The sequence below is a fragment of the Anaerorudis cellulosivorans genome (assembly GCF_025943985.1).
GTDB lineage: Bacteria > Bacteroidota > Bacteroidia > Bacteroidales > Dysgonomonadaceae > Anaerorudis > Anaerorudis cellulosivorans.
This window is the reverse complement of record NZ_JAPCWE010000005.1, coordinates 46,303-69,028: the sequence shown is the minus strand read 5'-3', so window position 1 is coordinate 69,028 and position 22,726 is coordinate 46,303. Positions and strand designations below refer to the sequence as shown.

Sequence of the window (22,726 nt, the reverse complement as noted above, 5' to 3'; positions counted from 1 at the left end):
GTTAATTCAAATTGGTGTCATTCACAACATAGTTGATGTAACGTTTTTTCATCCATCGATAGGCAAAGCAGTCGATAAAAGGTCCCGTCAAACGGTTCCACAAATGATATTTGGATTTGCCGGCCATGCGGGGATAATGACGTACGGGAATTTGTTTTACTTTTCCGTTTTGCAGCAAAATTAACGCCGGCAAAAAACGGTGCATCCCATTGAAAAGCGGCATTTTTTTAGCCGCATCGGTATGCATGACTTTCAGCGGGCATCCCGTATCCGAAACGCCATCATTGGTCATCATCCTGCGAAAGCCATTGGCAATTTTCGACTGAAGATTTTTAAAAAAAGAATCTTTCCGGTTTGCCCTGATTCCCGTCACCATTTCATAGGCTTCGATCTCATTCAACAACAGATTGAAATCTTCGGGATCGGTTTGCAAATCGGCATCCATATATCCAACATAGGCTGAAAAGGTATAATCGATCCCCGCTTTAAGAGCAGCACTGAGCCCGCCATTTTTTTCCAGACTCAGATAAAAAAAATCGTTGTTTCGCTCACATATTTCACGAATTCGATTTAAACTGTCATCTGTAGAACCATCATTTACAAAAACCACACAGGCAGGATAAAGGGATTGCGGAAGAAAGTGCTGCAATTTTTCTTCCAATAAATAGATATTCTCCTCTTCATTATATACAGGAACAAGAATGGTAAACCCGTAATTTTTTGTTTGATTTTCCACTATTCTATTTCAATATTTTAGCATGTGGGAATACAAATCGCGTCTATTGTGCCCGAGTGTATCATCCCGTGATTTTACCCTCTTTGTATTCGTACTCCTATCAGAGAATAATTTTAACTATCCAATTCTCAGCGGCTTATTTTTAATGCCAAAACAGCCTAAGGGATTGTTTCGACGCTACAGCTGCAAAATTAGCAAAAAAACGAAAGGGGAACAATTGTATAATGGAAAAACATCTGTCGGAGCATTGCCCATCAAGTTGGATTTAGCCGGATGGAAAATAAGATTACAGTCCCAATTGACGATACGTTTCCATCAACGCTTGTTCGTTATCGGCAATCAGCAAAACGATATCCCCAACTTCGAGTGATGTGTTTCCTCGTGGCACCAAATATTCGCCACTTCGCTTTATCATGGTAACCAGCACTTTATCCGGCAATGCAAGGTCCGATAGTCGGTTGCCGTTTTTAAGCATTTCTTCCGTTATCACTATTTCCGCTATTGCCGAATTAATTTCGTCCGACAAATCGATATCGAACTCTTTCAGTTGAGGTTTGCGTTCACTGTTGTTCTGAACAGCTAAACCAAGCCAACGAGCCATCAACGGTACGGATGTTCCTTGCAAAAGCAAAGAAAGTATGGTGATAAAAAAAACAATATTGAACATGGTCTCGGCCTGTTCAACTCCACTTATCCAAGGATACGTGGCAAAAATGATGGGTACAGCACCACGTAATCCGACCCAAGAAACGAACAATTTGCCCTTGAACGTAATTTTCTTGAACGGCAACAAGAGCGAAAAAACCGATAGCGGACGCGAAACAAGAATCATGAACAAACCGATTAAGATTCCCACTCCGGCAATAGGCAACAGTTCATGCGGATTCACCAGGAGTCCTAATGTTAAAAACATAATGATCTGAAACAGCCATGTTAAGCCATCGAAAAATTTCATCATGCTGCGCTTATATACAAAACGCTGATTGCCAATTAAAAGTCCCCCTATATAAACAGCAAGATAACCGTTTCCTCCCAAAACGGAAGAAAAGCCGAACAGAAAAAGCATAACCGCAACCAGCAATGCCGAATACAAACCTTCATACTCTAAATGAATATGATTAATCAGATACACAGCCAATCTGCCCAGTATTACCCCTACCAACACACCGATTATCAATTGCTGAAAGAAAGAAAAGATAATTTTCCCCGGTTGAATGGCAGTTGACTGCAAAAGCTGAATGCAAAGAATCACCAGCATGTAAGCCATGGGATCGTTACTGCCACTCTCCAATTCGAGCAGCGGACGAAGATTCTGCTTGAGAGTCAATCCTTTTGACCGCAAAATGGAAAAAACAGAAGCAGAATCGGTTGACGACATGATACTTGCCAAGAGCAACGATTCGATAAGCGAAAAGGTGACGGTTTGTATTACATTGTTTGTCAACCAATAAATAAAAACACCCGTAATGAGAGCGGTAAGCAAAACACCGGCTATCGACAAAATCACACCGGGAAGAATCACCGGTTTTATTTCGGAAAACCGGGTATCCATACCCCCGGAAAAGAGGATGATGTTTAAGGCGATTATTCCTATATACTGCGCTTGATGAGGTGAGCGAAATTCTATTCCAACGCCATCGCTGCCAACAAGAATGCCTACGAGAAGAAACAGCAACAAAGCGGGGATGCCGAAACGATATCCCGTTTTGCCGACAAAAATGCTGACGAAAAGCAGTACTGATGCCAACAGTAAAAAAAATTCGAACGAAACGGCCATAGGCATCAAATTCTTGTTGAAAATTGCAGATTCATCGCATGATCACATTAACGATTCGGGTGGGCGGCAATTCGCGATTGCGTTTATCCACAGCAGCGATAAGATTATCCGCCAGTTCGGAAAAAGCCATGCCGGTAATGCTGTCGGCATTGAGAGCCACCGGTACGCCATCGTCTCCACCCTCTCGAATGCTCTGAACGATAGGTATCTGACCCAGTAAGGCATAACCGGATTCTTCTGCCAATCGTCTGCAACCCTCTTTCCCAAAGATATAATATTTATTTTCAGGAAGTTCGGCAGGTGTGAACCATGCCATGTTTTCGACTAAACCTAAGATGGGTACATTAACTTTATCGTTCGAAAACATGTCGATTCCTTTTCGTGCATCGGCAAGCGCCACTTCCTGTGGCGTACTCACTATCACAGCCCCGGTGATGGGTATGGTTTGCACAAGTGTTAAATGAATATCGCTGGTTCCCGGAGGAAAATCGATGAGAAAATAATCCAATTCGCCCCAATCGGCATCACCGATAAGTTGTTTCAACGCATTGCTCGCCATGGCTCCACGCCACACCACGGCATTTTCCTTTTTGACGAAAAATCCGATGGAAAGCATTTTTACGCCGTAGTTTTCAATCGGAACAATCAGATCTCTGCCCTCCTTTTTTTCCAACAGGGGAGAAGCATCTTCTACACCCAACATTTTTGGAACCGAAGGTCCGAAAATATCGGCATCGAGCAAGCCAACCTTATACCCCTTCATGGCCAGAGCCACTGCCATATTGGTGCAAACCGTACTTTTCCCCACACCACCTTTGCCCGATGCAACTGCAATGATGTTTTTTACACCCGGCAACAATTCCGGTAGAGCCGGACGGGGTGGTTGCTTATATTTTACCGATATATTTCCTTTGATATCGATATCTTTGTTTACATAAGTTAAAACAGCTTGTTCGGCCATTTTAACCAGTGATTTAATGAACGGATCGTTAGGCCTTTCCGCTATAAGCGAAAAACTCACTTTATTCCCTTCTATTCGAATATTATCGGCAACCATGCCGGCAGAAACGATATCCTGCCCCGTTCCCGGGTACCTGACGTTTTTGAGTGCATCAAGAATAAGTTGTGGATATATTGTCATAATTTAATTTATTGGTTATCTATTAGATAATGAAAAAATTTAAATCTTTACTTCCGGGTAATTGAAATAGTCTTTATATCATTTACTCGGGTGAGCATTTCGCTTGTAACTCCGATAATTGTCGCGTTCGATCTCTACCTTGGGTTCTGACCAACTTGCCTTTTTCGGACATCGAAATGCAAGGTACTTAATGTTTAAACCACGAGAAAGCCATTGTTGTTCATAAAAAGTTTGAATATGCAGTATTTTGTCGTCAATTCCCGAATGATACAGATCGTTTGTATCGAAAACGATTTCAAGTTCATTTTCTTCGATCATAGCTTTCGTGTAGGTGTAAAGAAAATCACTGTCGGTCTTCAAATGTACTATTCCGCCGGGTTTAAGAATACGACTATATTCTTCCATAAAACGAGTAGAAGTCAGCCGTTTGTTCGTTTTCTTCATTTGCGGATCGGGAAATGTAATCCATATCTCCGAAACCTCATTCTCCGCGAAAAAATGAGTAATAAATTCGATTTGTGTTCTCAAAAAAGCCGCATTTGTGATATTTTCTTTCAGCGCTTCAGTGGCCCCTTTCCACATGCGTGCTCCTTTTATATCGATACCGATAAAATTTTTTTCGGGAAACAAACGGGCTAATCCAACAGTGTATTCGCCTTTTCCGCATCCAAGTTCCAATACCATGGGATTATTGTTTTCAAAATAGCTATTCCATTTCCCTTTCAACGGAAAACCTTCGCTTTTCAGCATTTCGAACGGACATTGAAAAACATGAGGATAAGTGGCCATATCGGCAAATTTGGATAGCTTATTCTTTCCCATTTCGGAATATTTTCGATTTTCTTTTGCAAAATTACGAATTTAACGTCAAATATCAACCCTATACCTTTTTTGCTATTTATCGATAAAAAGTATCTTTTTTTAATTTTAATCCCTACCTTTGCCCAATAACGAATATTTTTTGGAATATGAAAGTTAAAGATATCATGGCACAACTCGAAGCCAAGTATTCCAACGAAAAGGAATATTTGCAAGCCGTCAGAGGAGTACTTCCTTCTATTGAAGAGGTATATGACGAACATCCCGAATATGAAAAAGAATGCCTTCTCGAGCGACTTGTGGAGCCCGACCGTATTTTTATATTTAAGGTTCCCTGGACAGACGATCAGGGCGATATTCATGTGAATACGGGTTATCGGGTGCAATTCAACAATGCCATAGGACCCTATAAGGGAGGGATTCGATTTCACCCTTCCGTTTCGATTTCCACGTTGAAATTTCTTGGGTTCGAGCAAATTTTTAAAAATGCCTTGACTACTCTCCCGATGGGTGGCGGCAAAGGTGGAGCCGATTTCAATCCTAAAGGACGCTCAAATGGAGAAATCATGCGCTTTTGCCAGTCCTTCATATTGGAATTGTGGCACAATATCGGTCCCGATACCGATGTACCGGCGGGCGATATCGGCGTAGGTTCTCGTGAAATCGGATACATGTATGGCATGTACAAAAAGCTGGCACGCAAAAATACAGGAACTTTCACCGGAAAGGGGCTATCTTACGGCGGATCGCTTATTCGTCCCGAAGCTACCGGTTTCGGCGCATTGTATTTCGTATCGCAAATGTTACGGGAACGAGGAATGGATATTAAAGGGAAAACCGTTGCTGTTTCGGGTTTCGGTAATGTTGCATGGGGTGCAGTCTTAAAAGCAACCCAACTGGGAGCAAAAGTGGTAACCATCTCCGGTCCAGACGGTTATATTTACGATCCTCAAGGCATCAGTGGAAAGAAAATCGATTATATGTTGGAACTTCGCGCTTCCGGCCACGATATCGTAAAACCCTATGTCGATAAATTCCCTGAAGCGGTATTTTATCCGGGCAAACGTCCTTGGGAACAGAAAGTTGACATTGCCATGCCCTGCGCCATTCAAAATGAACTGAACGAAAATGATGCACGTAATATCATCGGAAATAACGTTTTGTGTGTGGCTGAAGTATCCAATATGGGGTGCACGGAAAAAGCCGTCGATTTGTTTCTCGAAAACCATATGTTGTTTGCACCGGGCAAAGCAGTGAATGCAGGTGGCGTGGCAGTTTCCGGACTGGAAATGTCGCAAAATGCCATGCATTTGAGTTGGCCGGCAGAAGAAGTGGATGAAAAATTGCGTTATATCATGTCCAACATCCACGAACAATGTTTGAAATACGGAAAAGAAAAAGACGGATATATCAATTATGTGAAAGGGGCTAGTATAGCCGGATTTATGAAAGTAGCCGATGCCATGATGGCGCAAGGAGTAATCTAACCAAAAAATAAGGAATATCGATGACGCCGTTTCTTTATCGGCTGGCCCAACATTTTTATAACCGATACAAAAATACCTTGCACGAGCATACTTTTGTTTTCCCCGGCCGTCGTGCAGGTATTTTTTTTCAAAAATATTTAACCGATATTTCCGGGAAGCCGCTGTTCTCCCCTACTATTCTCACCATTCAAGAGTTGTTTGAAATACTCTCGCCGTATCAACCCGGCGACAGGATCGGCATGCTCGTTACATTATATAACGAATATGCAGCTATCAGCCGATCGGACGAGTCGTTCGATGATTTTCTATATTGGGGCGAAATGTTGCTGGACGATTTTAATGATGTCGACAAATACTTGATCGATGCCGAACAACTTTTCCGTAACGTGCAAGACCTGAAATCGCTGGAGGCCGACATGTCGTATCTTTCTGAGCAACAAATAAAGGCCATCCGCAATTTTTGGGAACATTTTATGCCTGCAGAAGGCAACGATACCAAGAAAAAATTTCAAGAAACATGGCAGATTTTATTCAAGCTTTATACGGCTTTTCGTAATACCTTGCACGAAAAGGAATATGCATATGAAGGAATGTTGTTTCGGGAAGTTGCGGAACGCACCAATGCAAAAGAAAAAATGCATCTCCCTTTCAACGATATTGTTTTTGTGGGATTAAATGCTTTAACGCCGGCAGAAACCGTCTTGTTGGAATATCTTAAAAATCGTGGGGTTGCCGATTTTTATTGGGATTACGATTCGCCTTTCGTCAGCGACAAACAAAATAAGGCTTCTTATTGGATGACAAATAATTTATGGCGTTTTCCCTCCCATTCATCCATCGAAGAATGCGTAAAATCGGAAACGCCCGAAAAAGAAAAACAAACAATTGAACTCATTGGCGTTCCTTCGGCCGTGGGTCAAGCAAAACAAGCAGGTACTATTCTTTCCCAACTTATTGCATCGGGAGCCCTCGATCCTGAAGAAGCCATCCATACGGCAATCATCTTGCCCGACGAAAACCTGCTATTACCGGTACTCTATGCCATTCCTCAGGATATCAAAAAGATAAACGTAACCATGGGGTATGGCCTATCGCATTCATCCATCGCAAGTCTTATCGAACACTTGGCCGATTTGCAGCGTAATCTCCGAAAATCGAAAGACGAAACTGCTTTTTATTACCGTTGTGTACTTGCCATTCTCCATCATCCGTTAATCACGATTTCGGCAAAAAATGAAGCTGAATTTCTCAAAAAACACATTACGGACAATAACCGGATGGTAATAACCGAATCCGAGATTCCGGATCATCCGTTATTGCAACTCATTTTCAAGCCCCTCATCCGATGGGAAGAAATTGCCCAATACTTGCAGTCGGTTTTGATTTTTATCTATAATCGTTTGACCGAAGAGAAAAACTCGAAAGAAAACAATAAGGAGCCGGATAATCAGACACACTCCGGCGACTTGGAACGCGAGTTCATTGTACAATATTATAAATCGGTTACCCGATTACAGGAAACCCTTGCCGAAGTTAAAACATTGTCTGTTGATACTTATTTTCGTCTATTGAAACAAGTTGTACAACACCTGAGTGTACCCTTCAGCGGTGAGCCGTTATCGGGTTTACAAATCATGGGGGTATTGGAAACGCGCGTTCTCGATTTTGAAAATCTCATTTTGCTATCGATGAACGAAGGTGTTTTCCCCTTGAAAAAATCGACGGGTTCATTTATTCCCTTTACCTTGCGCAAAGGCTTCGGATTGCCTACTTACGAACATCAAGAAAGTACATATGCCTATCATTTCTATCGGTTGATCAGCCGTGCAAAACGGATATTCATGCTTTACGATACCCGTACAGAAGAATTGCAAACCGGTGAAGTAAGTCGTTACTTTTATCAATTGAAATATCTGTACAACAATTATTTCGATATTAATGAACGCGTGTTGACCTACGATGTGAGTGCCCCTGATAATTCACCAATTACGATGGCAAAAACGCCCCAAGTGTTGCGAAAGTTGGATGCTTTTAAAGCAGGAGGCGATAAATATCTGTCGGCTTCCTTAATCAATCGTTACATCACATGTCCATTGCAATTTTACTTTTCTGCCCTAGAAGAATTATCCACGAAAGAAGAAGTTCAGGAATCGGTTGAGGCTGAAATTTTCGGTATCCTTTATCATAGCTTGATGGAAAAAATTTATCGCCGTTTTATCGGAAAAACGGTAACACCCGATACGCTGACCGCTTTAGCGAAAAACGATGCATATCTGACCGAATTGATCGAAAAAGCTTTTGCTGAACACTATTTCAAAGATAAAGACCATCCTCAACCATTGCAGGGGCAGCATTTTTTGATAGGCGAAATATTGCGGAGTTATGTAAAACAAACCCTGGAATCAGATAAACAGTTTGCCCCGTTTCGATATATTGGAGCAGAATATAAATTTAACAGCATTTATCGCGTTGCAGATCATTTATCGGTCAACTTCAAAGGAAGCATCGACCGAATAGACCAAATAGAAGACGGATATCGGATCATCGACTACAAAACCGGTAGTGGAACAACCAACTTTAAGGACATTGCTCAATTATTCGATTCGTCAAAGAGTAACCGCCCTGAGCATATTTTGCAGGTTTTTGTGTATGCCCTGTTTTTTGCGAAAGAAAATCCAAACCACACGATTTTTCCTGCCCTATATTATTTACGATCGATATTCAATAATTTTAATCCTTCGATTACCGTAAATAAACAAAAGATAGCAGATATTTCTTGTTTTTTTGACGAATTTACCGAACATTTTAATGCTTGTTTACAGGAAATCTTCGATGAAAATATACCGTTTACACAAACAAAACAGGAAAAAAATTGTCAATGGTGTACTTTTAAAGAAGTATGTGGGCGATAACAAACCGATTTATCAAAAAATATGTTTCAAATATGCCTGCTAATGCGTATATTTGCCGAGACATTAAATGAATCATTTTCATATGGACAACTACAAAAAACACCTCCTGATTACCGGAGGAGCCGGATTTATCGGTTCTCACCTGGTACGTTTGATGGTGAATCGTCATCCCGATTATCATATTGTAAATCTCGATAAACTTACCTATGCCGGTAATTTGGGAAACTTGAAAGATGTGGAAAACAAGGCCAACTATACTTTCGTAAAAGCCGATATCTGCGATTTTGAGGATATGCAAAAGATCTTTGCAAAATATCGTATCGACGGGGTTATTCACCTTGCAGCCGAAAGCCATGTCGATCGTTCCATAACCGATCCGTTTTCGTTTGCCAAAACCAATGTAATTGGTACACTCAATTTGTTGCAGGCTGCCAAAGAAGCGTGGAAGCCCGACTATACCGGAAAACGCTTTTATCACGTTTCCACCGATGAAGTCTATGGTGCTTTGCAATTTGACGATCCCGCCTTCACCGAAGAAACCAACTATAATCCCCATTCGCCTTATTCGGCATCCAAAGCCTCATCCGATCATTTTGTTCGCGCCTATCACGATACGTATGGTTTGCCAACCCTTATCTCCAACTGTTCCAATAACTACGGTCCGTATCAGTTCCCCGAAAAACTGATTCCATTGATCATCAACAATATTCTCCATAACAAACCGCTTCCCGTTTATGGAAAAGGAGAAAACATTCGCGATTGGCTCTATGTAGAAGACCACGTACGCGCCATTGATTTAATCTTTCATAAAGGTAAACCGGGTGATACCTACAATATAGGGGGATCTAACGAATGGAAAAATATCGATTTGATTAACATTGTCATCTCTATCACCGATCGACTGCTGGGACGCCCCGAAGGTACATCCAAAAAGCTCATCACCTATGTTACCGATCGTGCAGGACACGATTTGCGTTATGCCATCGATTCATCGAAACTGAAAAACGAACTCGGGTGGAAACCCTCTTTAACATTCGAAGAGGGGATCGAAAAGACCGTCCGTTGGTATCTCTCAAATCAAGACTGGCTGGCAAATGTCACAGACGGCAACTACATGCGTTACTATGAAGAAATGTACGCTAGCCGATAGGAAATTGCGTATTATTTATAAGACGATTTCGATAACCGATTGTCCACAAAACCATAAGAACCCGTAGCGTTATTCGTTTCCAAGGGTCTTAACAATTCGGCTGCCATCTTCGGTTTCGGTGATGGCAATTTTAACGGCATCAGGCGGAAGAAGAGGTTCGATTAATTCCGGCCATTCTATAAAACACAAATTGCCGCTATAGAAATAATCTTCGTACCCAAAATCGAAAACTTCCTCAAGCTTATTGACGCGGTAAAAATCGAAATGGTACACCGTATCGCCTTTATCGGTATGATACTCGTTGATAATCGCGAAAGTAGGACTGGTAACTGTTTCGCGCACACCCATCTCTTCACACACAGCCTTAATAAAGGTGGTTTTCCCTGCTCCCATCGCACCATAAAAAGCAAAGACTTTACTCTCGCCCATTTCCGACAAAAACTGACGGGCTGCCTGTGGAATTTCCGAAATATCGTTGATCTCTATATTCATTTTTGGCTTGATTTGAAGAGAAATTTTTCGTGAATTATGCATTTATTTCTCACCCTCCTGATTTTGCAATACGTTTTTCATTTTTATGATAACACAAAAGTAAGGCTTTTAATTTCATTGTAAAACGATTGTGTCGGAGAATTTCCATGATTGGTTTCTTCCTCCGGCATCATCGCTTAATTTTAAGAGGCTGTCTCATTTTTCTATGTTGAGACAGCCTCTTTTATTGGTTGGAATTGAAATCGGCGAACAATAACTTACCCGATTACAAAATTCCTTGTGCCATCATTGCTTTGGTAATTTTCATAAAACCGGCAATATTGGCACCTTTCACATAATTGATATATCCATCGTTTTCTGTACCATACTTCACGCAATTTTCATGAATGTTACGCATAATCCATTTCAGTTTCTCGTCCACTTGTTCTGCTGTCCAACTGATCCGTTCTGAATTTTGCGTCATTTCCAATCCGGATACCGATACTCCACCGGCATTGGCTGCTTTTCCCGGAGCATACAAAATTTTATTTTTTTGAAATACTTCAATTGCTTCAGGAGTAGAAGGCATATTGGCACCTTCCGAAACGGCAAATATACCATTTGCAACCAGTTTTTCCGCATCTTCTTTATCGATCTCATTCTGTGTAGCGGAAGGCAACGCAATATCGGCTTTTTCACCCCACGGACGTCCTCCTGCAACATATTTGCATCCGTATTCTTCGGCATATTCACGAATACGCCCGCGATATATGTTTTTCAATTCCATCACGTATTTGAGTTTTTCCTCATCAATCCCATCCGGATCATAGATATAGCCATCCGAATCCGATAAGGTAACAGGAATTGCTCCCATCTGGAGAAGTTTCTCACAGGTATATTGTGCTACGTTTCCCGAACCGGAAACCAAACATTTCTTTCCTTTAAGCGCTATATTTCTCGTCTTGAGCATCTCGTTCAAAAAATAGACATTCCCATAACCGGTGGCTTCCGGACGGAGTAACGAACCTCCAAATTCGATACCTTTACCGGTAAAAGCGCCGGTAAATTCACCGGTTAGTTTTTTATATTTTCCAAACATATAAGCCACCTCACGACCTCCTACCCCAATGTCTCCGGCAGGTACATCCATATTGGGACCGATCACGCGCCACAAGCCTTCTACAAAAGCCTGACAAAAACGCATAATTTCTGCATCCGATTTTCCTCTCGGAGAAAAATCGGACCCACCTTTGGCACCGCCCATCGGAAGAGTAGTTAACGCATTTTTGAAAGTCTGCTCAAAAGCTAAAAATTTGAGGATAGACAAATTTACCGATGCATGGAAACGGATACCTCCCTTATAAGGACCAATAGCATTATTGTGTTGAACTCGATATCCCATGTTGGTTTGCACATTGCCTTTATCGTCGACCCATGTTACCCGAAACGAATGGATCTTATCGGGGATAACCAAACGCTCAATAAGATTTGCTTTTTCAAATTCGGGATGCTCATTATACACATCCTCAATCGATTCCAATACTTCCTGAACAGCCTGATAATATTCGGGTTCGTTAGGAAAACGCCTTTTTAATTGGTCGATAACCGCTGAAGTCTTCATTGAAAATAATAATTTAAAAATAAAACAATATTGAATAATCAAATAGAGCAGCAAAAATACAAAAAATATTCATAAATGACATATTTTCCCGATTTTTATTTTACAATGTTACAAAATATCCTATTTTTTTAGATTTTTGTAAAGGAAATTCAAGTGTCCCCGCCCCCGATACATTTTCATGTTCCAATCCTCCAATCGTTACGTTGTCTTTTGAAAAAGTTCCTCTTGTGCGTTAAATTCGCCCAAATTTACCTCATTAATTCGATTTTTTCCTTTTCTTTGTGATGAATAAAAACCTTAAACATTTAAATTTTAAACATTATGAGCCTTACATCCGAATTGAAAACATTTTTACTGCGAGGAAACGTAGTTGACATGGCAGTAGGTATTGTGGTTGGCGCAGCCTTTGGCAAAGTCGTAACTTCGTTTGTAAACGACATCCTCATGCCGCCGATTTCATTACTTTTGGGGAACACCAATTTTTCGGACTTAAAAATTGTTTTAAGGAAAGCAGCGACCGAAGGTACGGAGATTGCTACACCGGCTATTACCTGGAATTATGGCAATTTTATTCAAACCGTCATTGATTTTCTCATTATTGGGACAGCCATTTTTTTTGTAATTAAAGCAATGAATTCGCTTAGTCGCAAGAAAGAAGAAAAACCGGCACCTGCTCCTCAACCGACCAACGAAGAAAAACTACTGGCGGAAATTCGAGATCTGTTGAAAAAAAGCAATTAAATGTATCGTCCTATCTCCGCACCATCTTCGCACCAAGGCCGTACCATCCTCGCTCCATGCTTGCATCAGGCTTGCACCCTCTTCACATAAAGTATGCACCGGCTTCGCCTCTGCATCCCGCTCTCCATGCGGCAAAGACATAGGTTTGCTTTACATCGGTTTCGCGGAATCCGATGTTGTCGTCCCTGCCTTGAAGCGAAGGAAGAGCGAACAAGGAGCGAAGGAGAAGCGATAAAAGGTCGGCAAGCCCATCTATCGAACAAAAACTTATTGGGTCAAAAATCCCATTTTTTACTGTTCTTTACGGTAATTATCTCAAAAATTTTATATACATTTGCATCTGCAATCAAGAAGCTTTGCCTTTTTAGCTCAGTTGGTAGAGCAATTCATTCGTAATGAATAGGTCTGGGGTTCGAGTCCCCAAAAAGGCTCCATTTTTTTATTCCAATCTTCAAACAACACTCTTTTCTCCGGTTGAATGTTTTGAAAGTCAACAAGAATTCTTTCACGATTCTTGATTCAAACGCTTATACCAATTGGAGTTTATTTTTGTTTTATTTAAAATGCATGCATTCATCCATTTTTTGCAAATCAAAAACGATATATCGCCACCTTCTCGTTTTTCCCGGAGAAGATTGGAATGAAAACATACATCTTTTTTCACTTGTTTTAAACCCAATAAAAATGAAACAAATTTTAATCGCGGTTCTCTTATCGTTTCCCTTGATTGTATCAGCGGAAGACGAGGAACAAAAAGATTCATTGAAAGTGATTCATCTGGATGAAGTAAACGTTTATTCTTACAAAGAAACCATGCTGCAGCAAATGCCTGTTTCTTCCACAACCCTTACGCCCAATACTATAAACGGTGCGCAACTGAATTCCATCAGAGACTTAAGTGTATTTGTTCCCAATTTATTCATCCCCGATTACGGCTCAGCCATGTCAACCGTACCTTATATCCGCGGTGTTGGTTCCCGCAGCTCAGGACAGTCCATGGCTTTATATGTCGACAATGTTCCGTATTTTGAAAAATCGACCTTCGATTTTGATTTTTACGATATCCGGCAGATCGAGATTTTACGCGGGCCGCAAGGTACACTTTATGGACGCAATGCCCTGGGTGGAATAGTAAATATCTATACCCTTTCACCTTTCGATTTTCAGGGAACCAAATTTTCTGTAACAGGGGGAAATTACGGTCTTGCAAAAGTTCAAGCCTCCTATTACGACAAAATCAACGCACATCTTGGTTGGTCGGTAAGCGGCTACTACAACCATGTCGATGGATTCTTTACGAATCTTTACAACCACAAAAAAGCCGATAATAAAACCTCAGCAGGTGGAAGGGCAAAAATCGAATGGCTCGTCACTCCGAATTTCCGGACGCAATACATTTTTAATTACGACTATGTAGATCAGCGGGCTTATCCTTATGGCCTGTATGACCCCTCGACGGGTACTACTGCCCTGCCCAACTATAACGACGACAACAGCTACGGGCGCTCGATGGTGAATAATAGCCTGTTGCTCGAATATACGACCGATAAAATACAGCTGACCTCATCCACTTCACATCAGTATTTTTCGGATGACATGAAAATGGATCAGGACTTTTCTCCGAAATCGTATTTTTCGCTTAATCAACGCCAAAAACAACAGGCTTTAAACGAAGAAATCGCCATACGGTCGAAAACAACGAGCAATTACCAATGGAGTTTTGGGTTGACTACTTTTCTTCAATATTTAGATACGGATGCACCGGTAGCATTTAAAAAAGATGGAATAACCGACATTCTTCAACCGGTTTTTGATCGGGCTGCTGCAATGGGAGCACCTATAATGACCATCACCGATACCGTTATGAACATCCCCGGCAATTTTAACACAACGACATGGGGAGGTGCATTATTTCACCAATCGACCTACAATCATCTATTAGTCGACGGACTTTCGGTTACGGCAGGTCTACGTGCCGATTTCGAAAAGACCAAGTTGGACTATTCCACCCATTCAAAGTTGAATCTTAACATGAAAATGGGCCCCAGAACCATCCCTCTCTCCATTGCCGATACCCTGCAAGGAAAGGAATCCCTGCAATTTTCGGAAATTTTACCCAAGGTTGCATTGAAATATGCATGGGACGACCGTCAATTTGCCTATGTAACGGTATCGAAAGGTTATAAAACCGGCGGTTTCAATATCCAAATGTTTTCCGACTTGATGCAAACGCAATTAATGAATTCCGGTAATCCTGCCGCTACGAAAATAAATGTCGCTGACGCTATAGCCTATCAACCGGAGCACAGCATGAATTACGAAATCGGTTATCAATCGGCTTTCTTCAACCATCGGCTGAAAACGCATCTTTCCCTTTTCTACATGGATATATCCGATATGCAACTTACTAAATTTGTTCCGAGTGGCAACGGACGAATGATCACCAATGCCGGTGAAGTAACCAGCAAAGGAATGGAGGTTTCGCTACAAACCAATTTAGGTAAAGGATTCGGTCTGGATGTCAATTACGGATATGCACATGCCGTTTTCGAAAATTACACCGATTCGGTTAAAGTCGGGAATACTGTCGAAGAAGTGGACTACAAAGGGAATTTCGTTCCCTATGCTCCCCAAAATACCTTATGCCTGAACGGAACATATACCCATCTTTTCAACAATGCATTTATCGACCATATCACGGCAAATGTGCAATATATGGGAACAGGAAAAATATATTGGGACGAAGCCAATTCCCTTTCTCAACAATTTTATCACACGGTGAATGCTAAAGTTGGTTTGGTCAAAAACAATTTTGAGCTCGAAATATGGGGAAAAAATCTGTTGAACACCAATTATAACACCTTTTACTTTGAATCGTTCGGGAATCGGTTCTTTCAGAAAGGCAAGCCGTTGCAATGCGGTGTAACGCTAAAAGTAGAATTATAAAGAAAAGGCCTCAGGCGAATAATTGTAAGATCCTACCCAACATCAGTGGTAACGGCATAAGGTTCAAAAATACTAAACAAAAAAGCCGGACAATAATCCGTTGAGGAAATGTCCGGCTTTTCATTTAGAAAGGAGGAAAATATTAAAACTTATATCCTAACGTCAACAACCCTTTTATGTTATTGTTTTCGAGGGAATATCTGTTAATAAGAGGACTTCCCTCTGAATCGAATACGGTCGGAAAAGGATAAAGGTCATCCTTTTGGGTTTTATATACGAATGCCAAATCGAGATAGAAATTGCGACTGAGGCGGTATCCCAATCCGCCCGTGAAATAAGAGGCATCACCTTCAATACGGTAAATCGTAGTGGAACCGGCAATAGCGGTAACCCTGTCGATGTTGGTACCTTCCCTGTATTCGGCATCATATGGATTTTGCATCCATGCGTATCCCAACCTTCCATAAAATTGAGGCGTGAACCGGTATTCCAATCCCACCCTGACGGTAGAAGCAGGTTCATAATCTTCGGAAATATAGCGATTATCATTGTCGTACATGCTTTCGGCATCAAGTTCATTTACCTCTCCCTTAAATTTCATATTTTGATAATTGGCAAGCTCATAATCAAGGCTGGCAATGAATTTGTTGCCAATAACACCGGCAATGCTCATCACCCACTTGTCGGGAGTTTTGAAACGATAATCGTGACCATATAAGCCGGAAAAAGTTTTCCCGGGTTCATAATCGGGATAAGTGTCGATAACATATTCAGTCACATTTTCTTCCATTTCTGCAGAATAGGTATCGGTAAGGGAACACCACACCGGCGTATGATATGCCACACCGATTCTCAGTTCGTTGACCGGACGATAAATAACGCCGATTTTTGCTCCTACACCGGCTCCTTCGGTGGTGAGATAATTTCTTAAATCGAAACCGGCACTCTCACCCCTCTCAAATTCTTCCGAATAGCGGGAAGATAGATTATAATAAATATCTGTAACGGACAAGGTAAGTCCCACGTTTATTTTTTTACCCAATGTTGTTCCCACGGTAAAATCGTAATTGTTAACCGAACCGTTTTCCACCAACTCCAACGAATTAGTTATATGTTCCTGATGCAATGGGAGATAAAAGTATCCCTGTTCGTCTTGATAATCATCAATTAAGTATGAATTAAATCCCAACACACTTAACCATGGAGCTCCTGAACTAAACGGATCTTTCGTTAAATTGAAATCAAGTTTTGCAGGATCCACATTTTCATGTGTGGAAATATCTGCTATGTAATCCATTAAAGAAGAAGCCGGTTCACCATTATATGCCGCAATCTTTTTATCGAAAGATTTAACTTTATTATAGGCAAATCCGAAATTGATAAACGGGATAGTATTACCTCTCAATGGAAAATAACCCACAAATCCCATATTATCCATTTTAAAAGAGGTTTTATCCCTCGAAATATCCCCGACATTGGATCTTTCCCGGGAAAGATCGGCAGTTCCTACTACCTCACTGCTTCGGTACACTGCAATCCCTGCCGGATTAATGGAAACCCCGGTGAGATCTCCACCCAGTGCACCAAATGCTCCTCCCATCGACATACTTCGAGCCGTTCCGTAAAGGTCGTTTCGCGACATTCTGCCTGCTTCAACTTCACCTTGTGCATACAAATAAGAGAAAAAAATCAAAACAAACACAAAGAGACTAATAAATCTTTTCATCGTTGTACTCATTTAATAGAATGACTACCTCATCATTCCTTTTTTATGTGTTATCAGTTATCGATAAGGTAGTCATCACTCGTGATTATATTGTTTATATTTATCGGCGGCCGCCACTACTGCTTCTGCCACTCGAAGATCCGCTGCTTGACGATCCGGAACTTCTCGAAGATGAACTTCCGCTGCTTGAAGAAGAACCGGAAGAACTTCTACTTGGTGCAGAGTAGGTGGAACCACTTGACGAGGAACTTCTTGTAGAACTACTGCGTGAAGGTGTCTCGTATGTTCCCGAATTGCTGCTGCTCCTGCCTGAGGATGACGAAGAGCGTTGGTAGGTGTTTCCGCTGCTACGTGTAGAAGAAGAGGAGCTTCGGTTGTAGGTTGTATTACCCGAACGTGTTGTTTCTGTGCCGCTGCTTGAACGATTTACAGCACCCCGTCTTTCCACTTGTTCGCCGGTTCGTGAATCATAAACCTTGCCGGAATTATCAATAATACGGGTTGTCGATCCGATTGTTGAACTTCTTCCTGAACCGCTACCGGAACTTCTACCCGAAGATCTGCCGGAAATTCCGGTTGTAGAACGCGTGCCTGCGCTTCTTGAACCCGATAATCCCGCCGTTGTATTTCTTCCTGATGCACTTGATCTGTAAGTAGCAGTGCTTCGGCCGAAACGATTTTGAGTTACGCCAACATATATACCGTCATAAAATCCGCTGTAATAACCTCCGTATCCCCAATAATAGGGATATCCCCAGCCACCATAGAACCATGGATCATACCAACCGTAATACCATGGGCTGTGCCATGGAGAATACCCGCCATAGTACCACGGGCTATACCAGCTAAAGTAAAAATTCCATCTCCAGCTCCCATAATACCATGGATCATACCAGCCATATAACCACGGATCATACCATGGATCGTACCACGGATAGCAATATCGGCAATTCCATCTTGGATCACAGCAACGTTTATCGTAATAATCCGAATAAAGCTCATTATCGGTATAAATCGTTATCTTGTCTGCTCCCGTGATTTTGATTACAGACTCCGGATCATGGTATTTCACTATTCTGTCGGTATATTCGTAATCTTCGTATTCGTTCTCGCTTTCAGGAACAAGAATTTCTTCTGTTTCCTTTCCTCTTCGATTGTATTCATCAACATCCCTGCTGATGCTTTTAACTTCCAGTTTCGACTCATCTCCTTCTACCACCACAATTTTCTTGTTAGGAGGTTGTGGTTTTTCTTTATTTATCTGTTGTTTTTGCGAAGTTTGAGAAGGATCGGCATAAATATCATCCCATTCTTGCGTAAAACCCAAGATAGGAATCACAGCCAACAAACCTGCAATTATTAATTTTTTTGTTTTCATAGTGTTCTCGTTATTTTAATATTCTCCTCATTCTTTATCTTTGACCAATTATTTCCTCAAAAGTTTAATATATTCCTCTATTAGGGCAGGTATGTACATTGCAAATATATTACTCTTTTTCTGAACTTGAAGCAATTTCCCCTTTCGTTTTTATTTAAAAGACGATAAATATAAAAAAAAGCTGCATGAAACCCGTTAAAAAACAAAAAAATCACTTAGAGACCTTATTTTATTGCATTTTCGCATAGCTATTCAGATTGTAATTTCCAAGCCGTCGTAAGCAAAAAACATACCGGATGGCAGTTGTTTTTCCGTTACGCTATGCAAACCCATCTGGTGACTCATATGAGTAAAATATGTAATTCGTGGATTGATTTTTTTGGCTAATGCTATAGCCTCATCCAAATTTTCATGTGAAAAATGTTCCTTTTTTCTTAAAGCACTTAAAACCAATGTGTCAACATTTTTCAATTTAGGTATTTCTTCTTCCGGCACATATTTCACATCGGTCAGATAGGCAAAATTGCGAATTCTGTATCCCAAAATAGGTATTTTATAATGCATTACCCGAATAGGAATAATTTCGATGCCATCAATCAGAAAAGGAGACAGGTCGTGAATTATGTGTAGTGCAATATCCGGTACTCCCCTGTATTTATTGGCTGAAAAACAATAAGGCATACGCATTTCCAGTGCCCGTGCCACATTAGGTTCAACATAGAGGTTAACCGTTCCAAACCGGCTAAAGGGCCTGAGATCGTCAATACCGCCCATATGATCGTAATGTTCATGAGTGATGAGCATCCCGTCTATTTTCCGAAACGGAAGGTTCAACGTCTGCTGGCGAAAGTCGGGAGTGCAATCGATGATTATATTTCTATCGTCAACCCTGACCTGTACCGATGCACGTAGTCGATTATCTCTTTTGTCAATTGAAGTACACACTTCACATTTGCATCCAATTTCGGGCACACCGGTTGAAGTGCCCGTTCCTAAAAATCTGACAATCATGCCTGTAATTTTTTTATTCTTACAAAAAAAGCTACCTCGCTTATGTTGCGGGATAGCTTTCCGTCATTGAATAATGCTATTCATTAATACTGTCTTTCCAAAATCCAAAGATCATTGAAAGGTATGCCATATGTTTTTCTCAAATACTCGGAATCTCCTTTAGCCGAATATTTACGATAAATTTCATCTCGTTTGGCAACAGCTGATTCTTTGTCGTCGTAACTTGCTACAATTACCCGATACATGCCCTGTTCATTTTGTGCCAGGATAACCGGATAACCTTCGGCTTCCATTCGCGATTTCAACGATTCGGCATTGAGTTTTACGCTTAACGAAGCGATAACGACGCTATATTTTTTAAGATTGGAAGCATCCGATGCATAAACCGGTTCAACTTTTTCTTTTCTTACCGACACTTCAACAGGTGGAAGCGATGCAGCCTCTTTAACCACAGTTGTCGGTTGCGATGCAGCTTCCTGCATTTCTTTTTCTTTTGCGGCTTCATATACTTGTTTGTAGGCACTCTGTTTGGGTTTACAGGAGGTAGTTAAAGCCAGCATGACGATAAATGTCAATCCCAACGGGAATAATCTTTTCATTGTGTGTTATTTTTAGTTGTTTAACCAAATACGCGTTCCTAATACATGCAAAGATAAAAAGAAGAACAGAAAAACGATGATTCTACGTGTGAAAATAAATTAAAAGATTTCTTTATCATGATCAAATCTCTACAATGCATCGAGTTCATTAAAAGGAATAGTGGGAGGCGCCTTTTCTTCTCTTCGATTGAATATGGATCCAAAAGGAGTTGATTCGAAGAAGAAACCACCGTTTTTCAAATAAAAACGATTTGATTTTTCATCGTATCCTCCTCCATAATCGAGTCGCACACCGGCTTTTGCCGTTGCATCATAAGAGAATTTTGAACCGGTTACCTCTATCCATTCCCCTGCTTTTGATCTGCACCATTGATTCCCGAAAAATACGTGACGTGTAAGGTATCCTTGTTCCGGAATGAAATTCTCGAGAAACGAATGTGCATGAGAATAATAAACGTGAGTGTGAGGGCGTAAAAAACTCGCAATTAATCGCCAACGATTTTCATCCGTTGCAAAGAAATAAGACGTATAAATGGTATTTCCATTACCATCGGGTTTTACTTGTGTAAGAAATTTATACGTAGTGCCCGCTTTCCAATTGTATCTCAAAAAACTTTGGCCGCCGGAGCCTTCATTTCCGAATTCTCCGATATGTACACCTTCACCTTTACGCAACACCTTTATTTTAAGACTATCCGGTATCGATGCCGGATCCTGGGTATCGAAAGGGCTCCATACGGAAAATAATATTCTTCGTTCTTTTTCCGAATTATACTGCATACCAAAGTATCCTTCTCCAAAACCATTTGCCATATAATAACTTCCCACGACTTCACCCTCTTTTGGAACAGTGACTTCGTTATAAAACCACTCGATGGTATCCGTTGGCAAAGAATAGTTCAAATGAACAGAAGATCCTCTCCTCCCCCAATAATCCGAAAAATCGTGAACATAAACCAACTGTTCATCATTTGTTTGTACCATAAATGAAACAATCCGCCCAAATTTGTCGTCTGTTTTTCGTAATCCCTGCAATGTCACAGGATAGTAACCGGGTTGTTTAACTTTAAATTTTCCTACAGGAATTTCCCCAACGTTATTATTTACCTCCAATTTGACTTTCTTGTTTTGAAAAGAAACCAAATAAGTAGAACGTCCTTTTGTATTCCCTTTTATTGACAATTTGATCGTTTGAGGTTGGGAAAAATAGATATATGTTTGAATTACAGAACGGCTGTCTATCCACTTTTCCAACCCGTTTGTCGTTATGGCTGCTCCTGAAGGGAAAGAAGTCACATACGCATTTCCACTGAGTTTTACTTCATAACTCTTATCTTGAGCAAAAATAAAACCAATACTTAAAAAAGTAAGGACTAAAAAAACAGATAAATTTTTCTTCATTTTCTATTTACTATTTTTTCGATTCGAATATTTCAAAAAAATAATGAATGATTCGATTTTTGATTTCATCCATTTTGAGACAACCCGAATTCAATTCTTTTTGAATGGAAGTGACTCCTTTTTCTGTGAATCCGCAAGGATTGATCAACGAAAAATAGGATAAATCGGTATTGACGTTCAAAGCCAATCCGTGCATGGTCACAAAATGGCTGCTGCGCACCCCTATCGCACAAATTTTGCGCACATTTTTGTCGGAATCTGCTCCCAGCCAGACGCCCGTAGCCCCCGACATTCGTTCCGCTTTTATTCCATAATCATTCAATAACCGGATAATAACCTCTTCAAGATTAAAAATATACGATTTAAGACCCATTTCAAAAGCATTTAAATCGAAAATCGGGTAAACCACCAATTGCCCCGGTCCGTGATAGGTAATGTCCCCTCCGCGATCGGTATAAAAAAATTCTACTCCTCTCTTACGAAGATTTTCCACAGGTAAAAGCAAGTTGTCGGAATTTCCGTGTTTCCCCAGCGTTATTACGTGAGGATGTTCACAAAGAATCAGCGTTTGAGTTGTTGATACCCCGAGTTGTTTTTGAGCGATCGCTTTATCGAAAAGTTTTTGCTGGTATTCCCATGCTTCTGCATAGGCAATCGTACCCAGATCGATAATCTCATCTATCTTTTGCATAGTGCAAAAATAAACAATTTTAGGGTATAACGTATCTTCAAATGCACGTCCAAAACAGTGAAAAATAAATTAATGGTGTTAAATGTCAAATATTGCAGTATTTATGTCAAATATTGCAG

At 40.8% G+C, this 22,726-nt stretch carries 17 protein-coding genes and 1 tRNA gene; 6 read left to right on the top strand and 12 right to left on the bottom strand.

Translation table 11 applies throughout. The features are described 5' to 3' along the window. Position 1: 1 nt before the first annotated feature. From OLM34_RS03925 to trmB, 4 genes are all read right to left on the bottom strand, one after another. Complete coding sequence (locus tag OLM34_RS03925) at positions 2-736, bottom strand: glycosyltransferase family 2 protein (RefSeq protein ID WP_264405389.1); 735 nt, start codon at positions 734-736, stop codon at positions 2-4. A 286-nt stretch (positions 737-1,022) separates the two neighbouring features. Continuing rightward, positions 1,023-2,519 (bottom strand): potassium/proton antiporter, encoded by a 1,497-nt coding sequence (locus OLM34_RS03920; protein WP_413777188.1) that lies wholly within the window; start codon positions 2,517-2,519, stop codon positions 1,023-1,025. Positions 2,520-2,544: 25 nt separating this feature from the next. Then, positions 2,545-3,654 carry an Mrp/NBP35 family ATP-binding protein gene (locus OLM34_RS03915; protein WP_264405387.1) on the bottom strand — a complete coding sequence of 370 codons (1,110 nt, stop codon included), beginning with the start codon at positions 3,652-3,654 and terminating at the stop codon, positions 2,545-2,547. A 78-nt stretch (positions 3,655-3,732) separates the two neighbouring features. Further along, positions 3,733-4,476, bottom strand: a complete 744-nt coding sequence (gene trmB, locus OLM34_RS03910) for a tRNA (guanosine(46)-N7)-methyltransferase TrmB (RefSeq protein WP_264405386.1) — start codon at positions 4,474-4,476, stop codon at positions 3,733-3,735. Between the two features lie 146 nt (positions 4,477-4,622). Between trmB and gdhA the strand changes: the two genes are divergently transcribed. The 3 genes from gdhA to rfbB all read left to right on the top strand — a co-directional run bounded on the left by gdhA (position 4,623) and on the right by rfbB (position 10,022). Next, positions 4,623-5,960: an NADP-specific glutamate dehydrogenase gene (gene gdhA / locus OLM34_RS03905; RefSeq protein WP_264405385.1), complete on the top strand. Its 1,338-nt coding sequence runs from the start codon at positions 4,623-4,625 to the stop codon at positions 5,958-5,960. 20 nt (positions 5,961-5,980) lie between these two features. Continuing rightward, positions 5,981-8,872 (top strand): PD-(D/E)XK nuclease family protein, encoded by a 2,892-nt coding sequence (locus tag OLM34_RS03900; protein ID WP_264405384.1) that lies wholly within the window; start codon positions 5,981-5,983, stop codon positions 8,870-8,872. 82 nt (positions 8,873-8,954) lie between these two features. Then, positions 8,955-10,022 carry a dTDP-glucose 4,6-dehydratase gene (gene rfbB / locus OLM34_RS03895; RefSeq protein ID WP_264405382.1) on the top strand — a complete coding sequence of 356 codons (1,068 nt, stop codon included), beginning with the start codon at positions 8,955-8,957 and terminating at the stop codon, positions 10,020-10,022. Positions 10,023-10,091: 69 nt separating this feature from the next. On the opposite strand, the gene tsaE is transcribed toward rfbB, so the two are convergent. Beyond that, entirely contained in the window at positions 10,092-10,514 is a 423-nt protein-coding gene (tsaE, locus tag OLM34_RS03890; protein ID WP_264405380.1) for a tRNA (adenosine(37)-N6)-threonylcarbamoyltransferase complex ATPase subunit type 1 TsaE, read from the bottom strand. Between the two features lie 265 nt (positions 10,515-10,779). After that, the gene (locus tag OLM34_RS03885) at positions 10,780-12,114 is read right to left on the bottom strand and encodes an NADP-specific glutamate dehydrogenase (RefSeq protein ID WP_264405379.1); all 1,335 of its coding nucleotides are present in this window, start codon (positions 12,112-12,114) and stop codon (positions 10,780-10,782) included. Between the two features lie 318 nt (positions 12,115-12,432). Here OLM34_RS03885 and mscL point away from each other — a divergent pair, with 318 nt between their 5' ends. The 3 genes from mscL (at position 12,433) to OLM34_RS03870 (ending at position 15,801) form a co-directional block, all read left to right on the top strand. Further along, entirely contained in the window at positions 12,433-12,855 is a 423-nt protein-coding gene (gene mscL / locus OLM34_RS03880; protein ID WP_413777189.1) for a large-conductance mechanosensitive channel protein MscL, read from the top strand. A 358-nt stretch (positions 12,856-13,213) separates the two neighbouring features. Then, positions 13,214-13,289, top strand: a tRNA-Thr gene (locus tag OLM34_RS03875). A 250-nt stretch (positions 13,290-13,539) separates the two neighbouring features. Beyond that, on the top strand, positions 13,540-15,801 hold the full coding sequence (locus OLM34_RS03870) for a TonB-dependent receptor (RefSeq protein WP_264405377.1): 2,262 nt from the start codon (positions 13,540-13,542) through the stop codon (positions 15,799-15,801). Positions 15,802-15,943: 142 nt separating this feature from the next. Here OLM34_RS03870 and OLM34_RS03865 read toward each other — a convergent pair whose 3' ends face one another. The 6 genes from OLM34_RS03865 to lipB all read right to left on the bottom strand — a co-directional run bounded on the left by OLM34_RS03865 (position 15,944) and on the right by lipB (position 22,607). Further along, positions 15,944-17,527, bottom strand: a complete 1,584-nt coding sequence (locus OLM34_RS03865; RefSeq protein WP_264405376.1) for an OmpP1/FadL family transporter — start codon at positions 17,525-17,527, stop codon at positions 15,944-15,946. 100 nt (positions 17,528-17,627) lie between these two features. Beyond that, entirely contained in the window at positions 17,628-18,905 is a 1,278-nt protein-coding gene (locus OLM34_RS03860; protein WP_264405508.1) for a hypothetical protein, read from the bottom strand. Positions 18,906-19,157: 252 nt separating this feature from the next. Continuing rightward, positions 19,158-19,916: an MBL fold metallo-hydrolase gene (locus OLM34_RS03855; protein WP_264405375.1), complete on the bottom strand. Its 759-nt coding sequence runs from the start codon at positions 19,914-19,916 to the stop codon at positions 19,158-19,160. 83 nt (positions 19,917-19,999) lie between these two features. Further along, positions 20,000-20,515: an SPOR domain-containing protein gene (locus tag OLM34_RS03850; RefSeq protein WP_264405374.1), complete on the bottom strand. Its 516-nt coding sequence runs from the start codon at positions 20,513-20,515 to the stop codon at positions 20,000-20,002. A gap of 129 nt (positions 20,516-20,644) precedes the next feature. Then, the gene (locus OLM34_RS03845) at positions 20,645-21,916 is read right to left on the bottom strand and encodes a DUF3472 domain-containing protein (RefSeq protein ID WP_264405373.1); all 1,272 of its coding nucleotides are present in this window, start codon (positions 21,914-21,916) and stop codon (positions 20,645-20,647) included. Positions 21,917-21,926: 10 nt separating this feature from the next. Beyond that, positions 21,927-22,607, bottom strand: coding sequence for a lipoyl(octanoyl) transferase LipB (gene lipB, locus OLM34_RS03840; protein WP_264405372.1), 681 nt, complete (start codon positions 22,605-22,607; stop codon positions 21,927-21,929). Positions 22,608-22,726: the final 119 nt, after the last annotated feature.